Consider the following 18,029-nt stretch of genomic DNA (forward strand, 5'->3'; position numbering starts at 1 on the left):
CGCGGTCGAGCGAGCGCCGTCAACCGAAGACCTCTTTTCGGTTGACGGGCCACTGGCGAGTATGAGTACGGACACGGCCTCGGTCGAGTTAGTCGGCGAAGAAACCGCCGAGAACGTCGCTCGCGCGGCCCTGTTGGCCGCGCTAACGGGGGCGTTCGCCTACGTCTCGTTCCCGAACCCCCTCTCGCCGGCGCCGGTGAGCCTCCAAGTCCTCGGCGTCTTCCTCGCCGGACTCCTGCTCGGCCCGCTCTGGGGCGGCGTCTCGATGGCGCTGTACCTCGCCGCCGGGGCGGTCGGTGCGCCGGTGTTCGCGGGCGGGTCTGCCGGGTTGGCGGTGCTGTGGATACAACCGACCAGCGGGTACCTCTGGTCGTACCCCGTCGCGGCGTTCGTCGTCGGCGCGATAGCCCACGGCGGTCTCCGACTGCGCGAGTCGGTTCCGCGATCGGTCCCGCGACTCGTCGGCGCGATGGTCGTCGGAACCGCGATAATCTACGCCGTCGGCGTGGTCGTCATGGCGTTCGTCCTCGACATGACGCTCCGAGCGGCGTTCCTCGCAGGAGCGGCCGCGTTCATCCCCGCCGAAGCGTTCAAAATCGCGGCGGCGGTCGGCGTCGTCCGGAGCGACCAGATAGTCGCCGAGTAGCGAGACGCGGACACTGCCAACTCACCAGATGATAGAGACACGAAACGTGGTCCACCGGTACGGCGACGACGGACCTCCGGCGGTAGACGGCGTCTCGCTCTCCGTCGCCGACGGCGAGTTCGTCCTGCTGGCGGGGGCGAACGGGTCGGGCAAGTCGACGCTCGTCCGGCACTTCAACGGCCTGCTCGACCCCGACGAGGGCGAGGTGCTGGTGGACGGCACTCCGGTCTCCGAGGACCTCGTGGCGGCCCGGACCCGGGTCGGCATGGTGTTCCAACAGCCCCGCGACGGGTTCGTCGCGGCGACGGTCGGCGCGGACGTGGCGTTCGGCCCCGAGAATCTGGGCCTCTCGCACGACGAAATCGACCGCCGGGTCGGAGATGCGCTCGCAGCGGTGAACATGGCGGGCCGCCGCGACGAGCGCATCGACGAACTCTCGGGCGGCGAGCGCGAGCGGGTCGCAATCGCGGGGGCCGTGGCGATGGACCCGGACCACCTCGTGCTGGACGAACCGTTCACCGGTCTCGACGCGCCAGCGCGCGAGTCGGTGGTCGAGCAGTTGCGGAGCCTCAAGGAATCGGGCACGGGCGTCGTCCTCGTGACCCACGACCTCCGGGACGCCTTCGACCTCGCGGACCGAATCGTCGCGCTCGCGGACGGGAAAGTGGCCGCGGACGCCTCGCCCGCGGACGCCCGCGAGCGGCTCCCCGAACTCGGGATTCGCGTGCCGCCGCGAACGGCGACCGGCGGGAGAGAACTCGGCGGAGCGGCGACCGACGGGGAAGTGGCCGACTCCGAGGCGGCCGACTCGGAAACGGCCGACCCGGAGGCGACCGAGCGACCGTGACGCTCAGTTACCGGCCGGGCGACTCGCTGGCCCACCGACTCGACCCCCGGAGCAAACTCGGCTTTCAGGTCGCGTTCGCGCTCGCGGCGTTCGCGCACACGACTCCTCGGGGACTGCTCGCGCTGACCGCGGTGGTCGGCGGCGTCCTCGGCGCGTCAGGGCTATCGGCCCGCGAGGCGCTCGCCGAGTACCGATTCGTCTTCCCGTTCCTGCTCGCGAGTCCCCTCTTCTCGGCGGCGACGCTCGGCCCGCCGTGGGTTCGCTGGTCGGCCGGGTTCGATACCCTGCTCGCCAGCTATCGCGTCGTCCTCGTCCTGCTGGTGAGCGCGGCCTACCTCCGGACGACGCCGGTCAGGGACTCGCGCGCCGCGATTCAGCGCCTCGTCCCCGGACGGGTCGGGCGACTGCTCGGCACGGGCGTGGGCTTCGTCTTCCGGTTTCTGCCGGTCCTGCAGGCCGACCTCCGCCGGATTCGGGACGCCTCGGCCGCGCGGTTGGGCGACCAGCGGGGGTTAGTCGCCCGGATGCGCCTCGTCGGCGTCTCGGGGCTGGCGCGGGCGCTCTCGCGGGCCGACCGGTTCGCGCTCGCGCTCCGCGCCCGGTGTTTCGCGTGGAACCCGACGCTGCCGCCGCTCTCCTTCTCGCGGGCCGACCTGCCGGTGGTGGCCGCGAGCGTCGCGTTGCTGGCGTGGGCAGCGGTCTGAATCGTCGCCGACAGAGAACGAACACTCCCGCTGTCGGGTCGTAGTTTCGAAGCCGAACCGAACGATGTGAACAGTTTGGAAAATTAACTAAATTCGGGGCGAGCGAGACCATCAGTACGAGTTATTTCGTGTTGTGTGCTACCATCCTTCATGGGGTTGCTACGGGGGACCAAACTGGCACTCGCCGGAATAGTCGGCGCGGCCCTCGCGTGGTGGGCCGGAATCGGCACGCAACTGCGACAGTACGAGGTAGTCCGGGCCGCGCTCGAACTGCCGGTAATCGAGTCAATCGTCGGCCGGTACGCCGTCGTCCTCGACTGGAGCGTGGGCGTCTTCGTCGGCGTCGTCGTCGCCGACCTCTTCGGCTATCTGGGGGCGCGGAACTCGAACCGGAACGTCGAACTGAGTTCGACCTTGGGCGTCGGCAAAGGGACGAGCGCGGTCGTCGCGGGCGTCGTCGCGCTGTCGTTCGCCGACCCGATTTTCGCCGAGTTCGCGCGCCGGACGCCGGAACTCGCGGCGTTCGTTCGGACGTATCTCGGCGGGAAGGCCGGGTTCTCGTTCGCGCTCGGAATTTGGGTCGGCGCGGTCGTCGCCGAAGTAGTCCGGCTGTGAGAAAACGATAAACTCCGAATCCGTTTTCGGTAGAGGAAGTGGCCTGAGTCGGTAAAACTTAAGCGAATCGTCTCCCCCGTGTACAACATGGCAAGATTTGTACTGGCGCAGGCGGGGAGCGAGGCCACCCGCCCGACCTTCTGGAAGATCGGTCATCTGGGCGAGGCCGTCTTCTACTACCTCGCGGCGGTGGCGATAGCCATCTTCGCGTTCGGGGTCTACGAGCGGTTCGCGACCTACGCGCGGGGAACCGAGTCGTGGTTCGACCGCCTCGACGACCTGACGGGCCGCATCGCCTCGGCGACCAAAATCGTCTTCTCGAACCAGAAGCAGTTCGACCGCGACCTCTACGCGGGGTTGATGCACGCGTTCATCTTCTGGGGCTTCCTGACCCTGCTCATCGGGACGACGATTCTGATGATAGACATGGACATCTGGACGAAGGCGCTCGGACAGGAGTCGTTCTTCGTCGACGCGTTCTACCTCTCGTACTCGCTGGTGATGGACGCGATGGGCCTGCTGTTCGTGGTCGGGGTCGGCATGGCCATCTACCGGCGCTACTGGGTCCAGAACCATCGGCTGTGGGGCCGCCACACCTCCGCCGAGGACGACCTGTTCGTCTGGACGCTGTTCCTGTTGGGCGTCGGCGGCTACGTCACGGAGGGCGTCCGCATCCTCGGGACGAGCGCGACCCGCGACGTCTCCTTCGAGACGGTCAGCTTCGTCGGCTGGTTCGTCTACGACGTGTTGCAGGTCGCGGGCGTCACGCCGGAGACGGCGACGGCGGCCTACCCCGTAATCTGGTGGTCCCACGCCCTGCTCGCGTTGGCGTTCGTCGCGTCGGTTCCGTACGCCAAGCCGTTCCACATGATTTCCAGTTTCGCGAACGTCGTCACCCGCGACGAGAAGGCGGGCAAGCGCCTGCCGGGCGTGCCCGACGACGCGAGTCCGGAGGAAATCGGGCACGGGTCCATCGAGGACTTCTCGTGGAAGGAACTGCTCGACCACGACGCCTGCACCAAGTGCGGCCGGTGTTCGTCGGTCTGCCCCGCGAAGGCGTCGGGCCGACCGCTCGACCCCCGCGACGTGATTCTCGACCTGAAGCGGTACCGCGAGGACCGCGACGCCGACCGGGTCGAGGACATCCCCATCATCACCGACACCACCGTCGAGGAGACCTACTCGCCGGAGGGCGCGACCGAGGCGGTGACCGACGGCGGTGCCGCGACCGCAGACTCGGTCGTCGCGAGCGAGACGATGGAGGCCTGCATGTCCTGCATGGCCTGCATGGACGCCTGTCCGGTCGAAATCGAACACGTCGAGCAGTTCACCCAGATGAACCGCCGCCTGACCGAGTCGGGCCAGATGGACCCGAACGTGCAGGACACGATGATGAACGTGTTCCAGAACGGCAACACGTTCGGCGAACCCCAGCGCAAGCGCCCCGACTGGGCCGACGAGTTGGACTTCGAGATTCCCGACGCCCGCGAACAGTCGGTCGAGTACCTCTGGTACGTCGGTGACTACCCGAGTTTCGACGAGCGCAACCGGAAGGTCGCCCGGTCGCTGGCCACCATCCTCGAAGAGTCCGGCGTCGAGTACGGCATCCTCTACGACGACGAGCAGGCCGACGGCAACGACGTGCGCCGGGTCGGCGAGGAGGGCCTCTACGAGATGCTGGTCGAGGACAACGCCGAGGCGATTCAGAACTGCGACTACGACAAAATCGTCTGCACGGACCCCCACAGTTACAACACGTTCAAGAACGAGTATCCGGAGTTCGACGCCTGCGAGTGGACCGAAGACGACGTGTTCCACTACACGCAGGTGGTCGAGGACCTGTTCACCGAACTCGGTCTCTCGGGCACCGAACTCGACTACACCGTCACCTACCACGACCCCTGTCACCTCGGGCGGTACAACGACGAGTACGAGGCCCCCCGCGAAATCGTGAAAGCGACCGGATGCGAACTCGACGAGATGCCCCGTAACCGCGACAACTCCTTCTGTTGTGGCGGGGGCGGCGGCGGCCTCTGGATGGACTTCGACGAGGACCCCAAGCCGAGCGAGGAACGTCTGCGCGAGGCGCTGAACGACACCGACGCCGGCCAGCGCGTCGAGAAGTTCGTCGTCGCCTGCCCGATGTGCATGACGATGTACGAGGACGGCCGCAAGACCGGCGGCTACGAGGACGACATCGAAATCGTGGACGTGTCGGAACTGCTCGTGGAGGCCATCGGTCAGAAAGAGCGCGTGGAAGTCGCCGCGGACTGAGCGCTCGGTACGTCTTCGGATTCTCACTTCGTCTCGAACCGAGGCGAAGCCGTCCCGTCCGCAGGGAACCATTACATTTTTTACAGACCGCGTGCCCGTTTCGGACGACTCGTCCTATGACCCGCCGGTCTGCGGTGCGTCCGGTGTTCGACCCCCTCTCGCCCCCCGCCGCGCGACGGGCCCGATAGCTGCAGCACTCGGGTTCGTTTCGCTACCTCGTCGGTAGCTGCACTCTCCCCTCGAACACACACGCACATGCCGACACACGCTGAGCCACCGGTCTACCGCCGGGGCTCGTACGACCGCAGACTGACGTCCGAACAGGAATCGAACTGCTCGCCCGAACCGCTCGGAACCGCGCCGAGGCCCCGCGGAGGCGGTCCTCGATGACCGTCGCCGAGCGCTCGCTGTGGCGGAACCGGGACTTCCGGCGCTTCTTCGCCGGCCAGTTCGTCACGAACGCCGGGGACAGCCTCTACACGGTCGCCGTTCTCTGGCTCGCCTTCGAACTGAGCGGCTCGACTCTCGTCACCGGCGCTCTGAACGCGATACTGCTGCTCCCGTGGCTGCTACAGGTGTTCGCCGGGCCGCTCGTCGACCGCCTCCCGCTCAGGACCGTCCTCGTCGGGTCACAAGTCGTCCAGGGCGTGGTCGTGCTCGTCCTGCCGCTCGCGGCGGTAACCGGGCATCTAAGCATCGGCGTGCTGTTCGCCGCCGCGACGGTTCTGATGCTCGCGACGCTGGTGATGTCACCGATGGAGAGCGCACTCCTGCCTCGAATCGTCGACGAAGAGCGGCTCTCCGGCGCGAACTCCGCGCTGGCAACCGTAACGCTCGGACTGGACATGGTGTTCGACGCGGTCGGAGGTGGCTTCATCGCCGTCTTCGGGGCGACGACGCTGTTCCTCGCCGACTCGCTCACCTTCGGGGTCGCGACGCTGTTGTTCGCCGGCGTCACGGTGGGGACTGCCGTGAATCCAGCGGAGACCGGAGAGACTGACGAGTCCGAACCGCACGGCGAATCCGTACTCCGGTCGTACGTTTCGGACCTGCGGACGGGTGTCGACATCCTCCGCGGGACCACCTTCGTCGAACTGATGATGACGACTGCGGTCGCGAACTTCGCGACCGGGGTCACGCTGGCGATTCTGCCGGCGTTCGGTGACGGCCTCGGCGGACCCGCAGTCTACGGCCTGCTGCTCGGAGCCCTCGGCGTCGGCCGACTCGTCGGTTCGCTCGTCGGCCCGTACGTCGAGGGCGTTCCCTACGGGATGGTACTCGTCTCGCAGGGAATCGGCGCGAGTTGTTGGGTCGCCGCGGTGGTCGCGCCGTCGCCGGCGCTCACGGTCGCGCTGTTCGGTCTCGCGTGGGTTCCCGCCGGTGCCTCGGACGTGCTCACGGCGACCCTGAACCAGCGCGTGTTCCCGGCCGACCTGCTCGGCCGGGTCTCCGCGACGAAGGGCACCATCTCGGGGATGACGCTCCCGCTGGGGTCGCTCGTCGGCGGTGTCGTCGCCGAATGGCTGGGAACGACGACGACGATGGCGTTGGCCGCCAGCGGGTTCGGCTTCACGGCCGTCTACGTCCTGCTGCGCCCGCGACTCCGACGGCTTCCCGCCGTCACCGCGGCCGAACCGGACGACTTCGACGTGGAGGTGGAGACCGACCGGCCGGCGGAGTAGCGGGGCGACTCCGGTCTCGGCCCTTCTCTGGGGTGTTTGCACTTCGACGCCGAAACCGAGCGACGCAGTTCGGACTCAGCGTCGAACAGGGGACTCCGCTTACCGACTGCCGGTACGAAAAACGACGCCTGCCGCACCCATCGCGGCAGAGGTGCGCTCGCGTGGAGTTCATGGCATGGCACGCGATGAAGTCGGCACGCGAGCGCAACCCGACCTACGAACTGGGGCTTGTTAGGTCTGACGCCTATCGTTTTCTAGCAAAACGCGAGCGAGTAGCGAGTCGAGTTTGTCGGTGCCCGCGAGGACGGAACCGGTTCGAGCGGACCCGGAGTGGAACCCTACCTGTCGATGCGAGTACGGCGGCAACGAACCGCTATAGGAGTTCTAACGCGGCCCGGAAGATGCGGGGACCGACCAGCGCGAGCGCCGTCTCGAAGACGAGCGTGCCGAGGGCCGACAGCACGACGAACTTGCGGTCGTCCATCTCGGCGAACCCGGCGGGGACCGTCAGCATGCCGCGGGTGAACAGCAGCGCGTTGCTCACGGGGACGGCGACGGGTCCCCAACGGTCGAACCACCCGTCGAAGCGGTCGAGTTGGCTCTCGTCGATGCGGAACCACCGCTTTTCGAGCAGGTACTCCCTGCCGCCGCGCTTCGCCAGCAGGAACAGGGCGTACTGCCCGATAGTAGCGCCGACGACCGAAACCGCCACGATGACCGCGATGGTCGCGTAATCGCTCGGAGAGTCGGCCAACGCGGCGACCGCTACCGGCACGACGGTCTCACTCGGCGCGAAGTACAGCAGCATCGCGCCCTCCAGAATCATGATGAAGAACAGCGCGAGCAGGCCGTACTGGTTGAGCCACGCCTCCGCGAGTTCTTGGTTCCCGATGAAGAACAGGCCGACGCCGACCACCGCCGCGAGGACGATGCCGACCGTCAGCAACAACAGGCCGTTGTCGGCGAAGAACTTCCGAACCGTGCCGGGTTCGGTCGCGTTCGACAGCAACACGCCAGCGAAGACGACCGCGACGCCGAGCGCTACTGGCGCGTCGGCGGCGACGAGAGCGAGCGGGGACAGCATTCGTGACTGTCGTATCGACAGGCGGTACTAAATGCGTTGTGACCCCGACCGGGTCGAAGTCGCGCCGGAGGGCCGAACGGTCCGACCCGGCGAGCGCGGGTCGCCGCGAGCGACGCGGTTTTGGGACCCGCGCAGCAAGTAGCGACATGGACCTCACAGACCGGCCCCGTCGCCTCCGGCGGGACGGAATCCGCGGGATGGTCAGCGAGACCGACGTGGACGCGAGCGACCTCATCGCGCCCGTCTTCGTGGACGCGACGACCGACGAGCGAGTACCCATCGAGACGATGCCGGGCCACGAGCGCGTCCCGGTCGAAGACGCCGTCACGCGCGTTGAGGAAGTACTCGAAACCGGCGTCGAGGCCGTGATGCTGTTCGGGATTCCCGAGTCGAAGGACGAACGGGGCACCCGCGCGTGGGCCGAAGACGGCGTGGTGCAGGAGGCGACCCGGCGCGTGACAGCGGAGACCGACGCCTACGTGATTACCGACGTGTGTCTCTGTGAGTACACGAGTCACGGCCACTGCGGAGTACTGGAAGACGGCGCGGCCGAGGGCGACGAGCGCCTGACCGTGCGGAACGACGAGACGCTCGACCTGCTCGGGAAGATAGCCACCTCTCACGCCGAGGCCGGGGCCGACATGGTCGCGCCCTCCGGAATGATGGACGGGATGGTCGGAGCCATCCGGGAGTCGCTCGACGACGAGGGCTTTTCGGACGTGCCGATTATGAGTTACGCCGCTAAGTACGAGTCGGCGTTCTACGGTCCCTTCCGAGACGCCGCCGACGGCGCGCCAGCGTTCGGCGACCGGCGACACTACCAGATGGACCCCGCCAACCGACGGGAGGCCCTGCGCGAGGTCCGCCTCGACGTGGAACAGGGCGCGGACGTGCTGATGGTCAAGCCCGCGCTGCCCTACCTCGACATCGTGCGTGACCTCCGCGAGGAGTTCGACCACCCCGTCGCGGCGTACAACGTCTCGGGCGAGTACGCGATGCTCCACGCCGCCAGCGAGAAGGGGTGGCTGAGTCTGGAGGAGGTGGCGATGGAGTCGCTCGTGTCGATGAAGCGCGCCGGGGCGGACCTGATTCTGACGTACTTCGCCGAGGACGTGGCCGAGAGCCTCTGAGAGGGCTCAGTTCCCTATCGGTCGAATCGACCAGCGTTGCCCGTCGAGCTAATACCATACGAAAACTCACCGGACGCATATACGACTCCCATGAGGACGTTGTCGTACTCTCTGCCGGAGGGTGACGGATTGAAGGGGATTCGCCCACCGGTCTCGGGAACCGTACCGTCAACCGTGAATTCGACCAAGTAGTACACCGGTTCGGTGAAGATGTTCTTAAACGTCTGAGTTTCCCCGGGTGCGACTGACGACGAGGCCGTCAGTTCTCGTTGCTGAGGTGGGGCTGATACGTCACCAGCGACGCCGTATCTATCCGGCTCTGACCGTGGTTCGGCACCGACGTCTACGACCGAAACCCCGATTACGTGCGGCAGGTCGTCCCGGTTCTCGAACTGGAGACTCCCGGCGGGGATATCGTCGTTCAGGATATCGGAACATCCAGTAAGACCTGTCACACCGACTGTGCTGAGCGACGTAAGGAGGGCACGGCGATCCATACGCAGGAGTTGCAGAAATGCAACAAGTGTTTTGTGAATTTCTCGGTGAGAGGAATGATGACGGAGGTTCCCGGAATAACTACACCGCAAACTGCGCATCTCAAGGGGCTATTCACTGGATTCGGAGGTGAGGGCGTCGAGTCGCCAAGTGAAGATGGCCCGCAGCACCACGACGAGACTGTTGTTCTCACCCGTCCCCCAGATGCCGGTCTCGTGGATGCCGTCCGGCGCGTCTTCGTCGACGAGAACACTCACGAGAGCGGTTCGCTTGTCGGTGACGAGCAGGCTTCCGGCACCTTCCTCGGACCACGCCCACAGCGTCTCGAAGAGTTCAGCCGAGGGAACTTGCTCCTGAATCTGGGCCCGAACGGGGTCGGAAAGGCCCGCGACATAGATGTCGACGCCGCGCTCCTCGGCCGCCTTCAGGTGGTCGAGGTGGTCGTCGGTGAGGAGTTCGTCGACGGTCATGTAGATGAGTTCGTCTTCGGCGTCGTCGATGAATTCGAGGAGTCGACTGGTGACCGCCTCGTGATTCGTGACCGTCCACACCCCGAACTCCTCGGGCTGCTGGGTAGCGGGTTCGAGGTCCTCTAACAACTCGCTCAACTCCGTGATGGTGTTCTCGCGTTGGAGGTCGAGCTTTCGGAGGGCGCTCTCTCGTGACACCGGCGTGAATTTCTTGGGCGACGTGTGTTGGATATCGACCAGTCCGGCCTCGTGGAGGGCGTCGACCGCGTCGTAGACGCGGGTGCGGGGCACGTCGCCGACCTCTGCGACGTCCTTTGCGGTGCCGGTCCCGAGTCGAAGGAGATAGACGAACGTGTAGGCCTCGTACTCACTGAAGCCGAACTCTTTGAGCAAATTGGCACACTCGTATTCGAGCTGTTCGGTCGACTTCCCCGCCATTCTACCACATAGGCGGCAGTCCCGGAAAAGGAAAGTGGCAGTCCACTTCCGGTGGTTTCGGGGGCTCTGTGCCGTAACGGGTATCTCACGCTGAACGATACACACCACGCGGTACCGACTCTATCGTCCCGTTTTCGGAGCGGAACTGAACGAAGAAGCCGTGCTTCGAACTACTGTTACTCCGGGCCTGCGACCATTCGTCTGACCTCGGCCCCGCAGTCCGCGCAGTAGAGGACGTACGTGTCACCGCCGTCCCGTTGTTCGTAGTCGCGGTCGGTCTCGTCGCCGCACTCCGGACATCGCTCCTCGATGACCGCGCCGTCGTCGGCCTTCGGTGCGCCGACCGCGATTACCCGTGCGGTCCCTTCGCCAGTCGCAACTGTGCGCTGTCTGGCCTCGGGCGGCACGAAGAACGCCTCGCCCGTCCCCACGTCGTAGTCGCCGTCGGGCGTCTCGACGCGAATCGTCCCCTCGACGACGTACAGCAGTTCCTCGTGGTTCGGATGACGGTGTTCGCCCCACGGTAACTGCTGGCCGGGGTCGGCGACGTAGACGTTGAAACCGAACTCGGTAGCGCCGACGGCCTCGTCGACTTCCTTCTTGTGCCGAGTCGGATTAGGAGCGTCTGGGAGGTCCTCGACCGCGACTTTTCGGAACTCGGTGTCGGTCATGCGTCGAGATACGACGCCGACTCCGAAAAGGCCGCGCCTCGGTCTCGTCGACGAGGTGACACGGCGGACGCACCTCTCAGAGCGGTGGCGTAGCCGTTCTCGGGCGCCCGACGCGCTTCTAACCCGGTTTCCCTCGCGCGCACTGCCGACTCGCGGGACGAGGTCGCACGCTTCGACCCCTCCCACGAACGTCCGGGAATCGACCGCGCGAACGTCCGCTTTCTGGACGGAATACAACCTTATATCCGTATTATCCGATTTTAAACCGGACGAGCGTCTACCACAGAGGAGATATTCTGTAAATGTTCAACGCTTACGCTTATGTACTGCTTTGCCGTCACAGTATATCGTGAGCCAACACACGAACCAAAAGGAATTCGAGATTTTCCTGAACAGTCGTCCAGACGATTTGGTGGAAGTTCCGACGGAGGGCGAGGAATGTTAGAGGCTCCCCTGCAGGTGGACCCCAGTTCGATAGCCAGCGGGGTCAACAACGTCTGGGTGCTGACCGTGACCTTCCTCATCTTCTTCATGCACGCGGGCTTCGCCATGCTGGAGGCGGGGCAGGTCCGGTCGAAGAACGTCGCCAACCAGTTGACCAAGAACATGCTGACGTGGAGCGTCGGCGTGCTGGTCTACTTCCTCGTCGGCGCGGGCCTCTCGTCCGTCGTCGGCGGGGCGGCCGACCCCTTCGCCTACGTCGACGGCGGTTCGGACTCGTGGATAGGGTGGCTGTTCGGCGCGGTGTTCGCCATGACCGCCGCGACCATCGTCTCCGGCGCGGTCGCAGGTCGGGCGAAGCTCCGGGCGTACGTGACCTACACCGTCCTGCTGTCGGCGGTCATCTACCCCGTCGTCGTGGGTTTCACGTGGGCGGGCGGCTTCCTCACCGACATCGGTCCGGGCTTTCAGGACTTCGCGGGCGGGATGGTCGTCCACGGGATGGGCGGCATCGCGGGCCTGACCGCGGCGTGGATTCTCGGTCCGCGGATGGACCGGTACAACGACGACGGCTCGGTCAACGTCATCCCCGGACACTCGGTGACGTTCGCGGTGCTGGGGACGCTCATCCTCTGTTTCGGCTGGTACGGCTTCAACGTCGGCACGGCCGCGAGCGTCTTCGTCGTCGAGAACGGCACGCTCGCGCTCGGCGCGTTCGCCGACACGGTGGGCCGGGTCGCGCTGACCACCACGCTCGGCATGGCCGCGGGAGCCATCGGAGCCAGCACCGTCTCGCTGGTCAAGACCGAGAAGGTGGACACGCTCTACGTCGCCAACGGGATGCTCGCCGGACTGGTGGGCATCACCAGCAACACCAACGGCATCACGTGGGTCGGCGCGCTGGTCGTCGGACTCCTCGCCGGCGGTCAGCTTCCGGTCGTCTTCGAGTTCGTGGAGCGGAAGCTCAAAATCGACGACGTCTGTGCGGTCTTCCCGGTTCACGGCTCGGCGGGCATCCTCGGGGCGCTCCTGTTCCCCTTCTTCGCCGTCCCGGGCTACGAGGTCAGCTTCGTCGCGCAGGCCGTCGGCGTCGGCGTCATCGCGCTGTGGACCGTCAGCGCGACCGGCCTCGTCTTCGGGGTCCTGAAACTGCTCGGGCAGGCCCGGGTCAGCGCGGAACACGAGCGCGAGGGCCTCGACATCGCGGAACACGGCGTGGACACCTACCCTGAGTTCGGTCGCCCGGACGTGACGGAAGGTGGCAGCAGCGCCGTCCGGACCGACGGAGCGGGTTGGCTCCGCGCCGACGGCGGCGAGAGCCTCCCCAACGCCGGCCAGATAAAGATGGTCACGGCCGTCGTTCGGCCCGACCGTCTCAGTAACGTGAAGACCGCCTTGGCGCAGGTCGGCGCGCCGAGCCTCACGGTCACGAACGTCTCTGGTCGCGGGAGCCAACCCGCGAAGACCGGCCAGTGGCGCGGCGAGGAGTACACCGTGGACCTCCACCAGAAGGTGAAAGTCGAGTGCGTGGTCGCGGACGTGCCCGCCGACGAGGTGGTCGAGGCTGTCCGCGAGGCCGCGGACACCGGCGAACCCGGCGACGGCAAAATCTTCGTCATCCCGGTCGAGGACGCCTGTCAGGTCCGGACCGGCGTTCGCGGCACCGAAGCGGTGTAGCGCGCTCGCCCCGCTGATTCGACATTCGGTCCCTTCCTTCGTTCTTCCCGTTCGATGCACGCGCTGGCGACGGCCAACGTATATCCTCTCGGAGTGTCAAGACTCGGTATGGTCGAACGAGAGACCACCGCCCGAACCACAGACCGCCCTCCCGTCGCCGACGAGCGCCCGCCCGACGACGACCCGAACACCCTCACGAACGCGGTCGTCGGAGCGGTCGTCAGCGTCGTCGGCGCTCCGCTCCTCCCGTTCGCCGCCATCGGCGGCGGCGGAGTCGCGGGCTACTTGCAGGGGACCGACCTCCGAGAAGGTGCGAAGGTCGGAGCCGTCTCGGGCGCGATAGCGACGGTTCCGGCGTTCGTCCTCGCGTGGGCCGTCGCCGGGTTTCTGTTCATCGGGATGGACCCGTTCCTCGCGCTGACGAGCCTCTTCGCGGCCTTCCTCTTCGTGCTGGTCGCGGGCTACCTCGTCGGTGCCGGGGCGCTCGGCGGCGCGCTCGGGGCGTACCTCCGCAACGAACTGTGACCTCTCGCAAGACGTCCGGACCTGTCAGTGCGGACGCTTCGACCGCTCACCACGGGAACAGCGGCGGGAGGGCGTGTGACACCTCCGAAGCGGTGAGTTCCTCGCCGTCCTCGGCGTGGGTCATGGCCGGGTACGGGCCGAACGAGGTGGCGTGGTCGACGAACTGCTCGTACCCCGACTTCGTGTGCGGGGAGAACGGCGACCGAAGGTCCTGCTCTTCGAGGGCCCACTGGCCGAACCGCTCGTTCGCGTTCTCGTTCGGCCGCCACTCGCCGCCCGAGAGCCGACTTCCCTCCTCGAACTCGGTCTCGTCGCGCTTGCGCTCGTCGGCGTAGAGGTAGTGTTTCGGGTATCGGCTGGCGTCCCAGACCCGGGCGAGCGTCGTCCCGTCGGCCATCGCCGCGAGTTCGAGGAACGTGTACATGTTCGGCGGTTGGACGACGAACGCGGGCACCGTCTCCACGTCCATGCCGGTGGTTTCGAGGAACTCGACCGGGCCGAGTTCGTAGAACTTCTCGCGCATGATTTCGATGTACGTGTCGCTCCCGCCGAGCAGGACCGAGGCGCGCACGCCCTCGACGCCGTCGACCTCCTCGCGGACCGCGCCGCTCTCGAAGCGCTTGCCCTCGACGTCCGCCCGAAGCTTTGACTTCCCGCCGAACCAGTCGAGGTCGTCGCGCTCGATTATCTCCCGGACGAGGTTCTGCTCGCCGCGCTGGCCTTCGACGGCGACGTACGGCGGCTTCTCGTTCGCGTTCGTCCCGAGGGTCACGCTCGAATCCACGACGGTCCGGCCGTCCTCGCTCGAAAAGGAGAGTTCGATTCGGTTCTTCAGCCGGTACTGTCGCAGTCCCTCGTCGTACTCCGGGAGGTGCTTGCGCATCTCCTCGACCTCCCGCAAGTCGTCGGGGAGGTCGGTCACTTGGTCGGCGACGAACCACGCGTCGAGGCACTTGCCGCCGTAGTCGGGCATCGCGCTGTCGAGGGCGTCGCCGCCGTTCGCGCTGTCCTCGCTGTGGCCCGGAAGCAGGGTGACGGTCGTCGCCGAAGCGGCGCGTTCGACCATCAGGACCACCCGCCTCCGAGTTTCACTTCGGTCCCGGCGAACGCGAGTCGGAACCGGTCGTCGCCCGACTTTTCGAACCGGTAGGACTCGGTCGCGCCGTCGGCGAAGACGAACTCGCCCTCCTCTCCGGTGTCGGACGAAGCGCTCACTTCGGTCCGCTCGTAGACGCCGTGGTCGAACTGGAGGTCCCGGAACGTCGCGGCGAGGCGCGCGCGCCCGACGGCGTTCGCCGAGTCGGTCGCCCGAATCGCGTCGAGGACGACCCCGCCGCGGTACGCGAAGTCGTCCCCGGAATCGGGGTCGCGGTCGGCCGGATACCACTCCAGTTCCAACCGCGAGACCGAGTCGAGGAGACTCCAATCCACGTCGCTGGCGTCCCAGAAGACCCGACCCGACGTCGCCTGCCGGACCGCGACCGGGTCGGACTCGGCGACCGGTTCGAGGTCCCCGTCGAGCGAGTCTGCCGGACGGTAGAGGCGGAATCGGAACGCGACGCGAGCGTCCGTCCCATCGACTCGGCCGGGCGCGACGTCCGCGACGAAGTACGGGGAGGCGACGAGGTCGAAGGCCCCGACCGGCCGGGAAATCGCCGGGACCGACTCGCCGTCTACCGACGCTTCGAGGCCGTACTCGCCTTCGGTGACGGCCACCGGGCGGTCGGTCCGGGCGGTCCGCGACAGTCGAACCTCACCGTCGGTCTCCCACTCGTCCAGACCCGACTCGAACGTGCCGAGCGAGAGGGCGTCAGTCAATCCGGAGTCGGTCGATTCGGCGTCGGCGGAGGTCGACGCGACCGACGCGAGCAGGGGCGAGACGCCGACGGCCGCGAGCGACGAGAGGACTCGCCGCCTCGACGCACGGCCGCTCGAAAGCTCTGATGTCATTTCGATTTTCCGTGCGCAGGGGTGTCGAATTAATCTTCTCACCGTTTCAGTCGGAACGGTGACCGTTTCACGCGGTCGGCCAGACAGAAATGGACTTCACGCAGGAGTCCGAATCCCCGCGTATGAACCACGAACGCTCCCGCGACCTGTACGACCGGGCGCTCTCGGTCCTGCCCGGCGGCGTCAACTCGCCGGTTCGGGCGACCCGACCGTACCCGTTCTTCGTGGAGAAGGGCGACGGCGCGCACGTCGTTGACGCGGACGGCAACAAGTACGTCGACTACGTGATGGGGTACGGTCCCCTGCTTCTGGGCCACGACCTGCCGCAGGAGGTCGAGTCCCAGATTCAGTCACAACTCTCGGACGGGCCGATGTACGGCGCGCCCGCGGAAGTCGAGGTCCAACTCGCGGAGTTCATCGCGCGTCACGTCCAGAGCGTCGAGATGCTCCGGTTCGTCAACTCCGGCACCGAGGCGACCACCTCCGCGGTCAGGTTGGCCCGCGGCTACACCGGACGGGACAAGATAGTCGTCATGCAGGGCGGCTACCACGGCGCACAGGAGTCGACGCTCGTAGAGGGGAAGTCCGGCGGCGTCGGGTCGCCCAGTTCCGACGGCATCCCCGAGGCGTTCGCCGCGGAGACCATCACCGTGCCGTTCAACGACGAGCGAGCGGTCCGCGAGGTGTTCGAGGAGCGAGGCGACGAAATCGCGGCGGTCCTCGCCGAACCGGTTCTGGGCAACTGCGCCTCCGTGGGACCGGTCGAGGGCTACCTCGACGCCCTGCGCGAAGTGACGAAGGACCACGGCGCGCTCCTGATTTTCGACGAGGTGATGACCGGGTTCCGCGTCGGCGGCCTCCAGTGCGCGCAGGGCAAGTTCGGCGTCACGCCCGACCTGACGACGTTCGCGAAGGTCATCGGCGGCGGCTTCCCGGTCGGTGCGGTCGGCGGTCCAGCCGAAATCATGGAGTCGTTCACGCCGACCGGCGACGTGTTCCAAGCGGGGACCTACTCGGGCCACCCACTCTCGCTCACCGCGGGACTGGAGATGCTCCGATACGCCGCGGACAACGACGTGTACGACCGCCTCAGCGACCTCGGCGACCGGTTGCGCTCGGGCCTCACCGACATCCTCGAAGACCGAGCGCCCGAGTACACCGTCACGGGCTACGACAGCATGTTCAAGGTCGTCTTCACGCGCGACGGCCCGCGCGACCCGTCGGGCCAGTGCGAGGCGGGGTGCCGACAGGACCCCGAGTGCCCCCGGTACGAGTACTGCCCCAAGAACAAGGCCGACGTGGACGCCGCGGAGACCGAGCGGTGGGAGCGACTCTTCTGGCCCGCGATGCGCGACGAGGGCGTCTTCCTGACCGCGAACCAGTACGAGTCGCAGTTCCTCAGCTACGCCCACACCGAGGAGGACATCGAGCGGACGCTGGAAGCCTACAAGTCGGCGCTGTAGCGCGGCCGGACGTTTCCCGACCTACGGTCCGGAGTAGTCGACCTTCCCCTCCTCCTCGCTCGTCTCTATCGAGTAGAGTCGCGAGTACGGGAGGTGGAGGTAGCCGTCGTCGTCCAGTCGAATCCGGATGCCGTGAACCCGCCCGGAGTCGGATATCTTCTCGGCGTCCACCTCGACCGTTTCGACTCCCTCGGGGTCGTCGTAGGTGATTCTCGCCATACGTTCCACGTGGACGCTCGAGTTCAATAGCTCCGGTGGCGAAACCCCGGACGACCGGAGACGACACGCGTTTAGTGGCCGCGCCCCCAACTCCGACCATGAGCAGCGAACGAGCGAGTCGCGGCCGGGTGAAACGCCGCCAGTCGCACCACTGGTACTGGGTGGCCGCCATCCCGGCGGCGTTCCTCCTCTGGTTGGCGACTCTCGCCTGGCTGGCGCTCGCGTCCTCGTGGGAGGCGTTCGGGTTCGGGACGAACGTGGTCGAACTCTCGTTAATCGCGCTCGGAATCCCGTTCGCCTTCCTGACGGCGTACTTCCCGCTGGCGGTGTACCGGGACGCCGACTACGTGAATCGCACCAGCGGCAAGTGGGCGCCGAACCCGATGCGGCAGGCGCTCGCGGCCGCGCCCGGACTGGTCGTCCTCGTCCTCGTCGGGGTTCCGTCGCTGTTCTTCGGGATTCCGCCGACGGTGCCCATCGTCGCCGGGTTCGTGATCGACGTGCCGTTCGCGACCTACTACCTCTACCGGCGGCGCGAGCGCGTCGGGACGCCGGACGTGCCGTGGTAGCTACCGCGGCGGCGACAGACTCCTCGTCGGGGTGGCGTCTCCCCGCCGCGAGCGTATATCGTGACGGGGTTGTCCGGCGTCTAACCGGGATTGCGAAGGTGGTTTCAACCTCGGACGCCGACGCTCACA

Annotated in this window: 18 protein-coding genes; 11 read left to right on the forward strand and 7 right to left on the reverse strand. The window is 66.7% G+C overall.

The window, feature by feature from the left end:
- Positions 1–61 precede the first annotated feature (61 nt).
- The 6 genes from M0R89_RS06285 (at position 62) to M0R89_RS06310 (ending at position 6,768) form a co-directional block, all read left to right on the forward strand.
- Positions 62–646 (forward strand): biotin transporter BioY, encoded by a 585-nt coding sequence (locus tag M0R89_RS06285; RefSeq protein ID WP_248651707.1) that lies wholly within the window; start codon positions 62–64, stop codon positions 644–646.
- A gap of 28 nt (positions 647–674) precedes the next feature.
- Positions 675–1,493 (forward strand): energy-coupling factor ABC transporter ATP-binding protein, encoded by an 819-nt coding sequence (locus tag M0R89_RS06290; protein WP_368408857.1) that lies wholly within the window; start codon positions 675–677, stop codon positions 1,491–1,493.
- The gene (locus M0R89_RS06295; protein WP_248651708.1) at positions 1,490–2,197 is read left to right on the forward strand and encodes an energy-coupling factor transporter transmembrane component T family protein; all 708 of its coding nucleotides are present in this window, start codon (positions 1,490–1,492) and stop codon (positions 2,195–2,197) included. The genes M0R89_RS06290 and M0R89_RS06295 overlap by 4 nt, the downstream gene beginning before the upstream one ends.
- 150 nt (positions 2,198–2,347) lie before the next feature.
- Complete coding sequence (locus tag M0R89_RS06300) at positions 2,348–2,812, forward strand: hypothetical protein (protein WP_248651709.1); 465 nt, start codon at positions 2,348–2,350, stop codon at positions 2,810–2,812.
- Between the two features lie 87 nt (positions 2,813–2,899).
- Positions 2,900–5,086: a heterodisulfide reductase-related iron-sulfur binding cluster gene (locus tag M0R89_RS06305; RefSeq protein ID WP_248651710.1), complete on the forward strand. Its 2,187-nt coding sequence runs from the start codon at positions 2,900–2,902 to the stop codon at positions 5,084–5,086.
- Positions 5,087–5,472: 386 nt separating this feature from the next.
- Entirely contained in the window at positions 5,473–6,768 is a 1,296-nt protein-coding gene (locus M0R89_RS06310) for an MFS transporter (RefSeq protein ID WP_248651711.1), read from the forward strand.
- 373 nt (positions 6,769–7,141) lie between these two features.
- On the opposite strand, the gene M0R89_RS06315 is transcribed toward M0R89_RS06310, so the two are convergent.
- Positions 7,142–7,684: a DedA family protein gene (locus M0R89_RS06315; protein WP_248652329.1), complete on the reverse strand. Its 543-nt coding sequence runs from the start codon at positions 7,682–7,684 to the stop codon at positions 7,142–7,144.
- A gap of 314 nt (positions 7,685–7,998) precedes the next feature.
- Between M0R89_RS06315 and hemB the strand changes: the two genes are divergently transcribed.
- The gene (gene hemB / locus M0R89_RS06320) at positions 7,999–8,982 is read left to right on the forward strand and encodes a porphobilinogen synthase (RefSeq protein WP_248651712.1); all 984 of its coding nucleotides are present in this window, start codon (positions 7,999–8,001) and stop codon (positions 8,980–8,982) included.
- 14 nt (positions 8,983–8,996) lie between these two features.
- Here the strand turns inward: hemB and M0R89_RS06325 are convergent, their stop codons facing one another.
- From M0R89_RS06325 to M0R89_RS06335, 3 genes are all read right to left on the reverse strand, one after another.
- Positions 8,997–9,479, reverse strand: a complete 483-nt coding sequence (locus M0R89_RS06325) for a hypothetical protein (RefSeq protein WP_248651713.1) — start codon at positions 9,477–9,479, stop codon at positions 8,997–8,999.
- A 108-nt stretch (positions 9,480–9,587) separates the two neighbouring features.
- Positions 9,588–10,385, reverse strand: a complete 798-nt coding sequence (locus M0R89_RS06330; protein ID WP_248651714.1) for a TrmB family transcriptional regulator — start codon at positions 10,383–10,385, stop codon at positions 9,588–9,590.
- A gap of 176 nt (positions 10,386–10,561) precedes the next feature.
- Complete coding sequence (locus M0R89_RS06335) at positions 10,562–11,056, reverse strand: cupin domain-containing protein (RefSeq protein WP_248651715.1); 495 nt, start codon at positions 11,054–11,056, stop codon at positions 10,562–10,564.
- 438 nt (positions 11,057–11,494) lie between these two features.
- On the opposite strand from M0R89_RS06335, the gene M0R89_RS06340 reads away from it, so the two are divergent.
- Positions 11,495–13,174, forward strand: coding sequence for an ammonium transporter (locus tag M0R89_RS06340; RefSeq protein WP_248651716.1), 1,680 nt, complete (start codon positions 11,495–11,497; stop codon positions 13,172–13,174).
- A gap of 108 nt (positions 13,175–13,282) precedes the next feature.
- Complete coding sequence (locus M0R89_RS06345) at positions 13,283–13,699, forward strand: DUF5518 domain-containing protein (protein ID WP_248651717.1); 417 nt, start codon at positions 13,283–13,285, stop codon at positions 13,697–13,699.
- Between the two features lie 46 nt (positions 13,700–13,745).
- On the opposite strand, the gene M0R89_RS06350 is transcribed toward M0R89_RS06345, so the two are convergent.
- Positions 13,746–14,765, reverse strand: a complete 1,020-nt coding sequence (locus M0R89_RS06350; protein ID WP_248651718.1) for a hypothetical protein — start codon at positions 14,763–14,765, stop codon at positions 13,746–13,748.
- Positions 14,765–15,649, reverse strand: a complete 885-nt coding sequence (locus tag M0R89_RS06355) for a hypothetical protein (protein WP_248651719.1) — start codon at positions 15,647–15,649, stop codon at positions 14,765–14,767. Before M0R89_RS06355 ends, M0R89_RS06350 begins: the two co-directional genes overlap by 1 nt.
- 122 nt (positions 15,650–15,771) lie before the next feature.
- On the opposite strand from M0R89_RS06355, the gene hemL reads away from it, so the two are divergent.
- Positions 15,772–17,112, forward strand: a complete 1,341-nt coding sequence (gene hemL / locus M0R89_RS06360) for a glutamate-1-semialdehyde 2,1-aminomutase (protein ID WP_248651720.1) — start codon at positions 15,772–15,774, stop codon at positions 17,110–17,112.
- Positions 17,113–17,133: 21 nt separating this feature from the next.
- On the opposite strand, the gene M0R89_RS06365 is transcribed toward hemL, so the two are convergent.
- Entirely contained in the window at positions 17,134–17,331 is a 198-nt protein-coding gene (locus M0R89_RS06365; protein WP_248651721.1) for a hypothetical protein, read from the reverse strand.
- A 98-nt stretch (positions 17,332–17,429) separates the two neighbouring features.
- Here M0R89_RS06365 and M0R89_RS06370 point away from each other — a divergent pair, with 98 nt between their 5' ends.
- Entirely contained in the window at positions 17,430–17,900 is a 471-nt protein-coding gene (locus tag M0R89_RS06370) for a hypothetical protein (RefSeq protein WP_248651722.1), read from the forward strand.
- Positions 17,901–18,029 lie beyond the last annotated feature (129 nt).

The sequence above is a fragment of the Halorussus limi genome, assembly GCF_023238205.1.
In the GTDB taxonomy this organism is placed as follows: Archaea; Halobacteriota; Halobacteria; order Halobacteriales; family Haladaptataceae; genus Halorussus; species Halorussus limi.